This window comes from Pseudarthrobacter sp., assembly GCF_036675385.1.
GTDB lineage: Bacteria > Actinomycetota > Actinomycetes > Actinomycetales > Micrococcaceae > Arthrobacter.
Map to the genome: position 1 here is coordinate 1 of NZ_JAKFFD010000196.1, position 13,327 is coordinate 13,327.

The window sequence follows — 13,327 nt, forward strand, 5'->3', positions numbered from 1 at the left end:
GCCGTCGGCCGGGGCGTGGTCATCCTTGTACGCCATGGAGTGCTTCATGAATTTTTCGTCGTCGCGTTCCGGGAAGTCCTCGCGGAAGTGTCCGCCGCGGGATTCCTCACGGTGCAGGGCCGCCACGGTCATGACCTTGGCCAGTTCCAGCAGGAAGCCCAGCTCAACGGCCTCGAGCAGGTCCAGGTTGAAGCGCTTGCCCTTGTCCTGGACGCTGATCTTCTTGTACCGCGCCTCGAAGGACTCGATGTCCCTCAGGACCTGGTTCAGCGTGTCAGCCGTACGGAACACCTGCATGTTGGCGTCCATGGTGTCCTGGAGTTCCTTGCGGATCACCGCCACCTTCTCGTCGCCGGTGCCGTTGCGGGCAATGTCCAGCAGCTCGATGGTGTAAGCCTCCGGGTCCTCCGGGAGGTCCACGAAGTCAGCAGTCTTGGCGTACTCCGCGGCGGCGATGCCGGCGCGCTTGCCGAACACGTTGATGTCCAGCAGTGAGTTGGTGCCCAGGCGGTTGGAGCCGTGGACCGAAACGCAGGCGACCTCGCCGGCGGCGTAAAGGCCCGGGACCACGGTGTCGTTGTCCTGCAGGACTTCGGTGGTGATGTTGGTGGGGATGCCGCCCATGGCGTAGTGCGCCGTGGGGAACACCGGGACCGGCTCCGTGTACGGTTCCACGCCCAGGTAGGTGCGGGCGAACTCGGTGATGTCCGGCAGCTTGGCGTCGATGTGAGCCGGCTCCAGGTGGGTCAGGTCCAGGAGGACGTAGTCCTTGTTCGGACCGCAGCCGCGGCCTTCACGGACTTCGTTGGCCATGGAGCGGGCCACGATGTCACGCGGTGCAAGGTCCTTGATGGTGGGGGCGTAGCGCTCCATAAAGCGCTCACCCTCGGAGTTTCGCAGGATGGCGCCCTCGCCGCGGGCGGCCTCGGAGAGCAGGATGCCCAGGCCGGCGAGGCCTGTCGGGTGGAACTGGAAGAACTCCATGTCCTCCAGCGGAATGCCCTTGCGGAACGCGATGCCCATGCCGTCGCCGGTCAGGGTGTGGGCGTTGGAGGTGGTCTTGAATACCTTGCCGGCGCCGCCGGTAGCGAAGATCACGGACTTGGCCTGGAACACGTGCAGCTCACCGGAGGCGAGGTCATAGGACACGACGCCGGCAACACGCTTCTGCTTGTACGGCGTGCCGTCCTCGCGGACAGCGTCTTCCTCGACCGTCAGGAGGTCAAGGACGTAGTACTCGTTGTAGAACTCGACGTTGTGCTTGACGCAGTTTTGGTACAGCGTCTGCAGGATCATGTGGCCGGTGCGGTCAGCTGCGTAGCAGGCACGACGGACGGGCGCCTTACCGTGGTCGCGGGTGTGGCCACCGAAGCGGCGCTGGTCGATCCGGCCTTCGGGCGTGCGGTTGAACGGCAGGCCCATCTTTTCCAGGTCCAGCACGGCGTCGATGGCTTCCTTCGCCATGACCTCGGCGGCGTCCTGGTCAACCAGGTAGTCGCCGCCCTTAATGGTGTCAAAGGTGTGCCATTCCCAGTTGTCTTCTTCGACATTGGCAAGGGCCGCACACATGCCACCCTGCGCCGCACCGGTGTGCGAGCGGGTGGGGTAGAGCTTGGTCAGTACTGCTGTTCGCGCGCGCTGACCGGACTCGATCGCGGCGCGCATGCCAGCGCCACCGGCACCGACGATGACGACGTCGTACTTATGGACCTGCATACTTGGGCGCTCTTTCTCTCAAAATTCGCTATAAAACAACGGGCGGGCGTTGCCTGCACCGCAAAATACAGCCTGCGGCTCACCGCGGGCAGCGGATGATCTGGCTACGCGGGGCAGAAGCCGCCGGGCAGCGGAACGCCGTCAACCACGGGGCACGGGTTGAAGGTGAAGATCACCAGGGTGCCAAGGACGATGATCACGGTGGTGGCCGCGTAGAGGACGATCTTGAGCCAGAGTCGGGTGGAATCCTTCTCCGCGTAGTCGTTGATGATGGTGCGTACGCCGTTGGTACCGTGCAGCATGGCCAGCCACAGCATGGCGAGGTCCCAGACCTGCCAGAACGGGTCAGCCCACTTGCCGGCGACGAAGCCGAAGTCGATGGCGTGGATGCCTTCGCCCACCAGGAGGTTCACGAAGAGGTGCCCGAAGATGAGCACCACCAGCACTACGCCGGAAAGGCGCATGAACAGCCAGGCGAACATTTCGAAGTTGCCCCGGCTTGCGCCGGTGCGGCGGTACTGGGGGGAGATTTTCCCACTGCGTGGGCTGTCGATCGTTGCAGTCATGGCTCAGTGACCTCCGAGTGCGAGGGAAAGGTGGCGGATGGAGAAGCCGACCATAACCACTACCCACAGGGCCAGGACGGTCCACAGCATCTGGCGCTGGTACTTGGCGCCCTTCTTCCAGAAGTCGACGGCGATGATCCGCAGGCCGTTAAAGGCGTGGAAGACAATCGCGGCAACCAGGCCCGTTTCACCCAGGGCCATAAGGGGGTTCTTGTAGGCACCGATAACAGCCGTGTAGGCCTCCGGGGACACACGCACCAATGAGGTGTCCAGCACATGGACCAACAAGAAGAAAAAGATCACTACACCGGTAATCCGGTGTCCTACCCAGGACCACATGCCTTCACGGCCGCGGTACAAGGTGCCAGCTGGTTTTGTCGGCACTGATAAACCTCCCTGCAACACAGCGGCGCTGGCATGAGATCCACGCGGGGGGAACGCCTGCTGCGAGAGCAACTCGTAGCTCAGGCCTAAATCTAGGCTTCGCTCACAGCTTATTCAATTTAGGAACTCCTTGGTGACCCCGCAATGCCTGCGTTTTGCCTGCAGATGAGACGAACACCACACCATGGCGCGCCCGCGGGGGTTGGCGGAGGGTTCTGAAAGGGCAGTTCACGGCTCGTCAGCTAAAGTAGCCGTGATGAGTACAGACAAAGTGACAAGCCCGGATTCACCCCTGAACCGCTTTATTGCGGTCATTCCGGCAGGCGGAGTGGGGACCCGCCTCTGGCCCCTGTCGCGGGCAGCAGCTCCCAAATTCCTCCATGACCTCACCGGGTCCGGCAGCACTTTGCTGCGCGCCACCTACGACCGCCTCGAGCCGCTGGCCGGCAGGCGTGTCCTCGTGGTGACCGGCACTGCACACCGGGCCGCCGTATGCCGCCAGCTGCCCGAGGTCCAGGAGTCGGACCTGGTCCTGGAGAGTGAGCCCAAGGATTCCGGCGCCGCCATCGGCCTGGCTGCCGCCATCCTGTACCAGCGTGACCCGGACACCATCATGGGTTCCTTCGCCGCTGACCAGGTCATCAGTCCTGACCACCTGTTCCAGCAGGCCGTCCGCGAGGCCATCCACACGGCCGCCGCCGGCAAGATCGTGACCATCGGCATCAAGCCGACCCACCCGTCCACCGGTTTCGGTTACATCCGCGCCGGCGAGGCACTCAACATCGAAGGTGCCCCCAGCGCCCAGGCCGTGGTGGAGTTCGTGGAGAAGCCGGACGAGGAAGTTGCCCAGCAGTATGTGGACAGCGGTGAGTATGTCTGGAACGCAGGAATGTTCGTGGCTCCCGTTGCCCTGATGCTGAGGCACCTTGAGGCCAACCAGCCGGAGCTGTTCAAGGGCCTGCAGGAGATCGCCCAGGCTTGGGACACTCCCGAACGTGATGTCGTCACAGCCCGCGTCTGGCCCACGTTGCCCAAGATCGCCATTGACTATGCGGTGGCGGAGCCCGCCGCCGCTGCCGGCGATGTCGCCGTTGTGCCGGGCACCTTCGGATGGGACGACGTCGGGGACTTTGCTTCGGTGGGCCGGCTCAACAGTGCGCGGGAAGTCGATGACGTCACCGTTATCGGTGAAGGCGCCCGGGTTTTCACTGAAAACGCCAGCGGTGTGGTGGTTTCGGACACGAAGCGCGTGATCGCCCTGATCGGCATCAAAGATGTGGTCATCGTTGACACGGGCGATGCCCTCCTGGTGACCACCAAGCAGCACGCGCAGCGGGTCAAGGGAGCCGTTGACGCGCTCAAGGCCAGTGGCGACACCGACGTTCTGTAACCCGGTCGGGAGTGTCCAGGCGCGGCACAATCTGTAACGCGCCCGCCCTGATGACGCTATTCCGTGGACGCTCGCTAGAGTAAATGAGTGCGTAATTACACTACTGAAGCCGAGCCCACCGCATTAGTGCGGCCATGGTTGGAACCCCTCCTGCCGGAGCTGATCGACTTCCGCCGGGATCTGCACGCGCACCCCGAGCTTTCCTTCAAGGAATTCCGCACCACAGACAAGCTTGTGGAGCGGCTCGAAGCCGCCGGACTGGCTCCGCGGCGGCTTGAAGGCACCGGCCTCACCGTCGACATCGGCGAGGGTCCCATCGCCACAGCGCTCCGGGGCGACATTGACGCCCTGCCCATCATCGAGGAAACGGGGCTGCCGTTTGCCTCGAAGAACCATGGCGTCACGCATGCCTGCGGCCACGACGTCCACACCGCCGCCATGCTGGGCGTGGCGTTGGTCCTCCAGCGCATGCACCTGGAAGCGCCCCTTGCCGGCACTGTCCGGATCATCTTCCAGCCGGCGGAGGAGACCATGCCCGGCGGTGCGCTGTCCTGCATCGAGCAGGGTGTCCTGGAGGGTGTGCCCCGCATCCTGGCGCTGCACTGCGATCCAAGGATCGACGTCGGACGCATCGGTACGCGCATCGGCGCCATCACTTCCGCCTCGGACACCATCAGGATCGAGCTGAGCGGCCGCGGCGGCCATACCTCCCGTCCGCACCTGACGGAGGACCTCGTGTTCGTCCTGGCACAGATCGCAGTGAATGTTCCGGCTGTGCTGTCCCGCCGCGTTGACGTCCGCAGCGGGGTGTCCGTGGTGTGGGGCCATATCTCCGCCGGATCGGCGCCGAACGCCATTCCCGGCACGGGCTTCATGGCCGGGACCATGCGCTGCCTGGACCGCGATGCCTGGAAGGACGCCGGCGAGCTCCTGGACGAAGTGGTGCATCAGGTGGCCGCGCCCTACGGCGTCGAAGTACGCCTGGAGCACACCAGGGGAGTGCCGCCGGTGGTCAACTCGGAGCACGAGACCGCACTGATCGAGGCCGCGGCGCGCGCGGAAATCGGCGAGGGCGCAGTGGTGCTTACACCGCAGTCCATGGGCGGCGAAGACTTCGCCTGGTTCCTGGCTGAACGTCCCGGCGCCATGATGCGCCTGGGCACCAAGACCCCCGGCGGCGAAGAGTACGACCTGCACCGCGGTGACTACATCCTGGACGAACGCGCCCTGGGCCTGGGTATCCAGGTCCTCACGGCAGCAGCCCTCCGGACCATCCGCGACCTCTAGCCCCCGCGCCCCGAGCTACCCAACCCCCTGGCGCGAACGGACACTTAAGCCCTCGCCCTCCCGCGCGAACTGGCAGATAACACCCTCAACTCCCGGTTTTGAGGGTGTTATCTGCTCGTCCGCGCGTCCCTTTGGCGAAGTAAGTTGTGCACAATTGAATTGTGGACTATCGTCTTAGGTATGACTGAAGCCCCCCGCCTCGACCGCCAGGTGTGTTTTGCGCTGTACTCCGCGTCCCGCGCGGCAACAGCGGTCTACCGCCCCGTCTTGGAGGACCTCGGCCTGACGTACCCGCAGTATCTGGTGATGCTGGTCCTCTGGGAAGCGGAGCCGAAGGGCGTCAAGGAGCTCGGCGAGGAACTGGGCCTTGACTCCGGCACACTGTCGCCGCTGCTCAAGCGGCTTGAGGCCATGGGGCTCGTGGAGCGCCGCCGGTCCGGGGAAGATGAGCGCCGTGTTGCAGTCCACCTGACGCCGGCTGGACGCTCGCTCAGCAGTAAGGCCAGCGGGATTCCACGGCACCTTGCGGACGCCGCCGGGTTGTCGGCCGATGAGCTGGAACAGCTTCGCACCACTCTTGAAAGGCTCACCGAAGCCCTTCACCGCGCGCACTAAGCGCCCAAGATTTCCGTTATCCACATCCAACAGGACGGACCACATATGAAGACTCTCTACACTGCCGAGGCCCTGGCTTCCGGCGAAGGCCGCGACGGCAACGCACGCACAAACGACGGCAAGCTGGATGTCAGTCTTGCCAGCCCCGTGGAGCTGGGCGGTGATGGCCAGGGAACCAATCCGGAGCAGCTTTTTGCCGCCGGTTACGCGGCATGCTTCCACTCGGCGCTCCGCCTCGTGGGGCGCAAGGAGCGCGCAGACCTGACCGATTCAGCCGTGGCGGCCAAGATCCACTTTGGCGCACTGAACGATGGCGTGGGCTACGGCCTCGCCGCTGAACTGGAAATCGCGGTTCCGGCCCTGGATCTCGCCACGGCCGAGTCCCTGGTGGCCCAGGCGCATCAGATCTGCCCATACTCCAACGCCACCCGCGGAAACATGACGGTGGACATCAAGATCCTGGAGTTCGCAGCATGAGCGTGACAACGGCACTTCCAACATCCACCCGGGAAATCCGCCTGGCTTCACGCCCGGTAGGGCGTCCCGTTCCCGAAAACTTCCGGCTGGCAGAGTCACAACTGCCGGAGCTTCAGGATGGCCAGATCCTGGTCCGCAACCGCTACATTTCCGTGGACCCCTATATGCGCGGCCGCATGAACGACGTCAAGTCGTACTCGGCTCCTTTCGCCCTGGATGCAGCGCTCGACGGCGGCGCCATCGGTGAGGTCATCGCGTCCAGGGCCGAGGGGCGGAAGGTGGGGGACGCCGTCGTCCATCAACTGGGCTGGCGGGAATTCGCGGTCCTGGACGCAGACGCAACCTCGGTTGCCCGCACGGACCTTGCGCCGGCGTCGGCGTTCCTTGGTGCGCTGGGCATGACCGGCCTGACGGCGTACGCCGGCCTGCTCAAAGTGGCGGAGTTCAAGCCCGGCGATGCCGTGTTCGTGTCAGGTGCGGCGGGTGCCGTGGGCTCTCTTGTGGGCCAGATCGCTAAGGCGATGGGCGCTTCCAGGGTCATCGGCAGCGCGGGAACCGCGGAGAAGGTGGCCCGGCTCCTGGAACTGGGCTTCGACGCGGCGTTCAACTACAACGACGGGCCGGTGCGGGAACAGCTTGTCCAAGCCGCAGGACCAGCAGGTATTGACGTGTACTTCGACAACGTGGGCGGCGATCATCTGGAGGCTGCCCTGGCGGTCCTGAATGTGGGCGGCCGTGTGGCCATGTGCGGCGCGATAGCCCAGTACAACTCCACCGAACCCACGCCGGCGCCGCGGAACCTCGCCCTTGCCATCGGCAAGCAGCTCACCCTGCGGGGGTTCCTGGTCAGCGGACAGCGCAAGCACAGCGCTGAATTCTTCGGCAAGATGTCAGCCTGGCTGGCGGAAGGTTCAGTCCGGTATGACGAGACCGTGGTGGACGGACTGGAGAATGCTCCCCAGGCCTTCATGGATCTGCTCGACGGCGCGAACACCGGCAAGATGCTGGTGCGCCTCTAAGCTCCCCACCAGCGCAAACAGACACTTGGGGCCCCTCCCGGGCGGGCCCCAAGTGTCCGTTCGCGCTTAAAGGAGGGGCGCAGCCAAGACGACTTCTACTGGTTGGTAACAAATTCTCAACAATCTTCGGGATCCGGCGCCAATGTGGTAGCGGATGTGTTGCAGCCCACTAATGTTGCTTGTATCAGGCGCTTCGGCGCAGTGCTGCGAAGCCCTCAGTGAAAACAGAATTTCAGTGTAGAAACGGACACTCATTGAATTCGAGTCGTAGCGCCACTCTCTCCCTGGAGGAAATTTGAAGAACACACTGCGCGCTAAGTTCAAGCGCGGTTCAATGGCAGGCATGGCCTCAGTGGGTGCCACAGCACTCCTGCTGACCGGCTGCGGCGCGGCACCTGACGCTGGAGGCACCGCCACCGCAACAGCGAGCGACTACACCGGCTGCATCGTCTCGGACTCCGGCGGATTCGATGACCAGTCGTTCAACCAGTCCTCCTACGAGGGACTGAAGAAGGCCGAGACAGACCTGGGCATCAAGGTCAACCAGGTCGAGTCCAAGACCAACAACGACTTCGAGCCAAACCTCCGCGCCATGGTTGCCGCCAACTGCGATCTCACCCTGACCGTCGGCTTCCTGCTGGGTGATGCCACCAAGAAGCAGGCTACGGACAACCCGGACCGCCACTTTGCCATCATCGACTTCGGCTACGACCCGCCCATCAGTAACGTCAAGCCGATCATCTACGACACCGCCCAGGCAGCCTTCCTGGCCGGTTACCTGGCAGCAGGCACCACCAAGACAGGAAGTGTGGCCACATTCGGCGGCAGGGAGATTCCCACCGTGACCATTTTCATGGATGGGTTTGCCGACGGCGTCAAGTACTACAACGAGCAGAAGGGCAAGGACGTCAAGGTCCTTGGCTGGGACAAGACGGCGCAGGATGGCAGCTTCACGGGCGACTTTGAAAAGCAGGACAAGGGCAAGCAGCTCACCCAAAACTTCCTTGACCAGGGCGCGGACATTGTGATGCCCGTCGCCGGTCCGGTAGGCAAGGGAGCCGGAGCAGCCCTGATGGAGGCGAAAGCGGCCGGCAAGGACGTCAAGATGATCTGGGTTGACTCCGACGGATTCCTGACCGCACCCGAATACAAGGACATCATGCTTTCCTCGGTCATGAAGCTTATGGGCGAAGCCGTTGAAACCGTGGTCAAGGACGACAAGGAAGGCAAGTTCACCAACACGCCATACGTCGGCACCTTGGCGAACGACGGCGTCCAGCTGGCACCTTTCCACAGCTTCGACGGGCAGGTCCCGTCCGACCTGAAGTCCGAGCTGGACCAGCTCAAGAAGGACATCATCGACGGCAAGCTGAAGGTCGTATCTGCGGCAAGCCCCAAGGCTTAGTCATCCTCGCTAAGCGCCACCCCCGGATGGTCATCGACTGGCCGGGTGGTGGCGCTTTTCGTTGGAATTCCGCGTCGGCGAGACCGCCCACGCAGGACTGCACGCACTAGGCTGGTGCTGCAGCCACTTATCCCGTCCGGTGGGGATTCACCGGACGCTTCGAGATTGGTCAGAGTTTTGAAACTTGAACTCAGAGGGATCACCAAACGCTTCGGCTCCCTGCTCGCCAACGATCACATCGACGTGGTGGTTGAACCCGGACAGATTCACTGTCTGCTGGGCGAGAACGGGGCCGGCAAGTCCACCCTGATGAATGTGCTGTACGGGCTCTACGAGCCCTCTGAGGGCGAAATCCTCATCGACGACAAACCGGTTTACTTCCGCGGCCCCGGAGACGCCATGGCCGCCGGCATCGGCATGGTGCACCAGCACTTTATGCTCGTTCCCGTGTTTACCGTGGCCGAGAATGTGGCGCTCGGCGCCGAGTCCACCAAAGCCGGCGGTTTCCTCAACCTGGACGACACGCGGCGCAAGATCAAGGAGATCTCCGACCGCTACGGGTTCGACGTCGACCCCGACGCCCTGGTGGAGGACCTCCCGGTGGGCGTCCAGCAGCGGGTGGAAATTATCAAAGCCCTGGTCCGCGACGCCAGGGTCCTCATCCTGGATGAACCCACGGCAGTGCTGACGCCCCAGGAAACCGACGAACTGCTGGACATCATGCGCCAGCTCAAGTCCAACGGAACCTCGATAGTCTTCATCTCGCACAAGCTGCGCGAGGTGAAGGCTGTCTCGGACACGATCACCGTGATCCGGCGGGGCAAGGTTGTTGGTTCGGCGCATCCAGGCGCCTCCACCGCGGAGCTGGCCTCCATGATGGTGGGCCGCGCCGTCAGCCTCACACTCGAGAAGGCACCCGCCACCCCCAAAGAGAAGACTTTCCAGGTCAAAGACCTCACTGTCATCGCCCCGAACGGGCAGCACACCGTGGACGGCCTCAGCTTCGACATTGCCCGCGGAGAGATCCTGGCCGTCGCAGGCGTGCAAGGCAACGGCCAGACCGAACTCACCGAGGCCATCCTCGGACTCCAGGACCGCGTGCACGGCTCCATCCTCCTGGACGATGTGGAACTTGTTGGCCGCAGTGTGAAGGAGGTCCTTAACGCCGGCGTCGGCTTCGTTCCGGAAGATAGGTCTGTTGACGGCCTCATCGGCACGTTCTCGATCGCCGAAAACCTGATTCTTGACCGGTACGATCAGCCGCCGTTTGCCAAGGGCATCAGCATGAGTCCGGCGAAGGTCCTGGAGAACGCCAAATCACGGATCGACGAGTTCGATGTCCGGACACCCTCGGGCCTGCTGGCGGCCGGCACGCTCTCGGGCGGCAACCAGCAAAAGGTGGTCATGGCACGGGAGCTGTCCCGGCCGCTGCGGCTCTTCATTGCCTCGCAGCCCACCCGGGGTGTGGACGTCGGGTCCATCGAGTTCCTTCATAAACGGATCGTGGCGGAACGCGACCAGGGCACGCCTGTCATGATCATCTCCACCGAACTGGACGAAGTCATGGAACTCGCCGACCGCATCGCCGTGCTCTACAAGGGCAAGCTGGTGGGAATCGTCCCGGCAGGGACCGGACGCGGCGTCCTGGGCCTGATGATGGCAGGCATCTCACCAGAGGACGCTGCGAGCGCAGATAAGTCGAGCCCTGACACGACCGGCTCAGGCACGACGAGCGTAAGCAAGACCGGCGCTGACACATCAGCCGCTGACAAGACTGACTCCGCCGCCGCAGAACGCCGCGGAACCTCCAGCGCCGAAGGAGGCGATCATGCCTGAAGAGCGTCACCCTAAGCATGCGGACCAGCATGCGAAAGCGGACGAGCCAACCCCGGCGGCGGACGAAACCGCCGCCGGGGTGGCCGTGGACACGGCCGGCGGCGCCATCAGCCCTTCAGCCGTACCAGCCAGCGCCCAAAGCGGAAAGCTGCCCGGCGGGCCGGACACGCTGCTCCGGAAGATTTTCACCGGCAGCGGCATGGTTTCAGTCCTGGCGGTGCTGCTGGCCCTTGTATTGGGCGGACTGTTGATCGCCGCCACGGACGAGCGCGTCAGCACCACCTCGGCGTATCTGTTCGCCCGGCCCACAGACTTCCTCTCCGCTGTCTGGCAGGCCGCCACACAGTCCTACATTGCCTTGTTCCAGGGCTCGGTCTTCAACCCCCGGGGTTCCAGCCTCGCGGTCCAGTTCGCGCCGCTGATGGAAACCCTCACCATCGCCACACCGCTTATCACGGCAGGCCTCGGCGTCGCGCTCGCGTTCCGGGCCGGCCTGTTCAACATTGGTGCCCAGGGCCAGATCATCATGGCCGGCATCCTGGCGGGCTGGGTCGGTTTCGCCCTGCACCTTCCGTTGGGCCTGCACCTGTTGCTCGTCCTTGTGGCAGGCATCGTGGGAGGCGCCCTCTGGGGTGGCCTGGTTGGTCTCCTGAAGGCCCGGACAGGTGCCCACGAAGTCATCCTGACCATCATGTTCAACTACATAGCGCTGTACTTCCTGGGATACCTGCTGAACACTCCGGCGTTCCAGCGTCCGGGGGAGTCCAACCCGATCTCGCCCATCCTGGACGCAACCGCCCTGTACCCCCAGATTTTCGGCTCCCAGTATCGCCTGCACCTGGGCTTCGTCCTGGCCATCGCGGCCACCGTCCTGGTGTGGTGGCTGCTGAACCGCTCCACCGTCGGCTTTGAATTCCGGGCCGTGGGAGCCAATCCGAAGGCTGCCCTGACCGCCGGAATCAACGTCTCCCGGTCCACCATCCTGGTCATGGCCATCGCCGGTGCGCTGGCGGGAATGTCCGGTGTGGCTCAGGTGGCAGGCACGGAAAAGGTCCTGACCGACGGCGTCGCGGCAACGTACGGGTTTGACGCCATCACGGTGGCGCTGCTGGGACGTTCGACGCCGTGGGGCACCTTTGCGGCCGGCCTACTGTTCGGCGCCTTCCGCGCAGGAGCCGTCCAGATGCAGATCCAGACGGGCACCCCCATCGACATCGTCCTGGTGGTCCAGTCCCTGATCGTCCTCTTTATCGCGGCCCCGCCGCTGGTGCGGGCAGTCTTCGGGCTGAACCCCCGCCGCAAGAAGCCGGCCAGGGCCGGAAAATCCCAGCAGGCAGCAACCACCGGAGGCGCAGCATGAGCGCAACAGCAACTTCGCCCCTGCCGGGACGCGGAACGCCCGGCACAGCGCCCCAGGCCGAGGAGGCCCAGACAACATCCGGCAAACCGGTTCTCTGGAAAACCCCAGTCCTGCTCTCGGCGCTGGGACTCGTCGCTTTCATTTTCTTCGGCCTGATGGGACCAGCCCAGACCGCAAGGTTCGGAATTTCCACCGGCGGGGATTTTTTCCAACTGCCCGTGCTGGAAATTCCCGCAATGCCGGGCGGCATCATTCTCTCGGTCCTGATGCTTGGGCTGGCGGCCTACTCCGTCTTCCTGAAGACCAAGGCCCTGCCCACGCCGGCCTGGCTGACCGTCACTTTTACGGTGCTGTTTGTGGCAGCCTTCCTCATCTGGGTGGTGGGCGGTGCCCGGACGCCCAGCATTTCACTGGCTGGCCTCATCGCCGGTTCGGTCACCCTGGCCGTCCCGCTGGTGTTCGGCTCTTTGTCCGGCGTGCTGTGCGAGCGGGTAGGGGTAGTCAACATCGCCATCGAAGGCCAACTCCTGGGCGGCGCCTTCACTGCGGCAATCGTAGCCAGTATTACGCAGAACCCCTTCGTGGGCCTGCTTGCGGCAGCTGTGGCGGGCGCGGCGGTGTCCATGGTGCTTGCGGTGTTCAGCATCAAGTACCTGGTCAACCAAATCATCGTCGGCGTGGTGCTCAACGTCCTGATTTCCGGCGTCACCGGCTTCCTGTTCAGCACTGTTATGCAGGCGGACAAAGCCAAGTTCAACTCACCGCCCGGTCTGGACATCGTCCAGATTCCCATCCTCTCCGGAATCCCGATCCTCGGCCCCATCCTGTTCAAGCAGTCGCTGGTGGGCTATCTGATGTACGTCGCCGTCATCGTTGTCTGGGTTGGGCTGTTCAAAACCAAGTGGGGCCTGCGGGTCCGCGCTGTGGGTGAACACCCGCAGGCAGCCGACACGATGGGCATCAAGGTCAACGCCACGCGCTTCTGGAACGTGACCCTGGGTGGTGCCATTGCAGGAATCGGTGGCTCGTTCTTCACGCTCGTGGCGATCGACAGCTTCACGAAGGAGATCTCCGGCGGACGAGGCTTCATCGCACTCGCCGCGCTGATCTTCGGACGCTGGAACCCGATCGGCGCGTTCTTCGCAGCCCTGTTGTTCGGCTTTGCGGACAACCTGCAGAGCATTGTGACCATCATCGGAACCCCGGTGCCGAGCCAGTTCATGGCCATGCTGCCCTACCTGGTGACGGTGCTGGCCGTGGCCGGGCTGGTGG

General features: G+C 63.9%; 12 protein-coding genes. 9 read left to right on the top strand and 3 right to left on the bottom strand.

What is annotated here, in order from left to right; translation table 11 throughout:
- The 3 genes from sdhA to sdhC form a co-directional block, all read right to left on the bottom strand.
- The coding region (gene sdhA, locus V6M49_RS16715; RefSeq protein ID WP_332762144.1) for a succinate dehydrogenase flavoprotein subunit at nucleotides 1-1,716 on the bottom strand (1,716 nt) is incomplete at its 3' end.
- 104 nt (nucleotides 1,717-1,820) lie between these two features.
- Nucleotides 1,821-2,282, bottom strand: coding sequence for a succinate dehydrogenase hydrophobic membrane anchor subunit (locus V6M49_RS16720; protein ID WP_141139832.1), 462 nt, complete (start codon nucleotides 2,280-2,282; stop codon nucleotides 1,821-1,823).
- A 3-nt stretch (nucleotides 2,283-2,285) separates the two neighbouring features.
- Nucleotides 2,286-2,666, bottom strand: coding sequence for a succinate dehydrogenase, cytochrome b556 subunit (gene sdhC / locus V6M49_RS16725; protein ID WP_082576094.1), 381 nt, complete (start codon nucleotides 2,664-2,666; stop codon nucleotides 2,286-2,288).
- 256 nt (nucleotides 2,667-2,922) lie between these two features.
- Here sdhC and V6M49_RS16730 point away from each other — a divergent pair, with 256 nt between their 5' ends.
- The 9 genes from V6M49_RS16730 to V6M49_RS16770 all read left to right on the top strand — a co-directional run.
- A complete protein-coding gene (locus tag V6M49_RS16730) occupies nucleotides 2,923-4,056 on the top strand; it encodes a mannose-1-phosphate guanylyltransferase (protein WP_104060961.1) in 1,134 nt (377 codons plus the stop codon).
- 87 nt (nucleotides 4,057-4,143) lie between these two features.
- Nucleotides 4,144-5,343: an amidohydrolase gene (locus V6M49_RS16735; RefSeq protein WP_332762148.1), complete on the top strand. Its 1,200-nt coding sequence runs from the start codon at nucleotides 4,144-4,146 to the stop codon at nucleotides 5,341-5,343.
- A 180-nt stretch (nucleotides 5,344-5,523) separates the two neighbouring features.
- Nucleotides 5,524-5,958, top strand: a complete 435-nt coding sequence (locus V6M49_RS16740; protein WP_332762149.1) for a MarR family winged helix-turn-helix transcriptional regulator — start codon at nucleotides 5,524-5,526, stop codon at nucleotides 5,956-5,958.
- A gap of 45 nt (nucleotides 5,959-6,003) precedes the next feature.
- Nucleotides 6,004-6,435, top strand: a complete 432-nt coding sequence (locus V6M49_RS16745) for an organic hydroperoxide resistance protein (protein WP_332762150.1) — start codon at nucleotides 6,004-6,006, stop codon at nucleotides 6,433-6,435.
- Complete coding sequence (locus V6M49_RS16750; protein ID WP_332762152.1) at nucleotides 6,432-7,454, top strand: NADP-dependent oxidoreductase; 1,023 nt, start codon at nucleotides 6,432-6,434, stop codon at nucleotides 7,452-7,454. The genes V6M49_RS16745 and V6M49_RS16750 overlap by 4 nt, the downstream gene beginning before the upstream one ends.
- A gap of 295 nt (nucleotides 7,455-7,749) precedes the next feature.
- Nucleotides 7,750-8,859, top strand: coding sequence for a BMP family lipoprotein (locus tag V6M49_RS16755; protein WP_442959753.1), 1,110 nt, complete (start codon nucleotides 7,750-7,752; stop codon nucleotides 8,857-8,859).
- Nucleotides 8,860-9,036: 177 nt separating this feature from the next.
- Nucleotides 9,037-10,695, top strand: a complete 1,659-nt coding sequence (locus V6M49_RS16760; protein WP_246848739.1) for an ABC transporter ATP-binding protein — start codon at nucleotides 9,037-9,039, stop codon at nucleotides 10,693-10,695.
- On the top strand, nucleotides 10,688-12,055 hold the full coding sequence (locus V6M49_RS16765; protein ID WP_332762156.1) for an ABC transporter permease: 1,368 nt from the start codon (nucleotides 10,688-10,690) through the stop codon (nucleotides 12,053-12,055). Before V6M49_RS16760 ends, V6M49_RS16765 begins: the two co-directional genes overlap by 8 nt.
- Nucleotides 12,052-13,327: ABC transporter permease (locus V6M49_RS16770; protein WP_332762158.1), on the top strand; the 1,276-nt coding region annotated here is incomplete at its 3' end. The genes V6M49_RS16765 and V6M49_RS16770, both read left to right, overlap by 4 nt.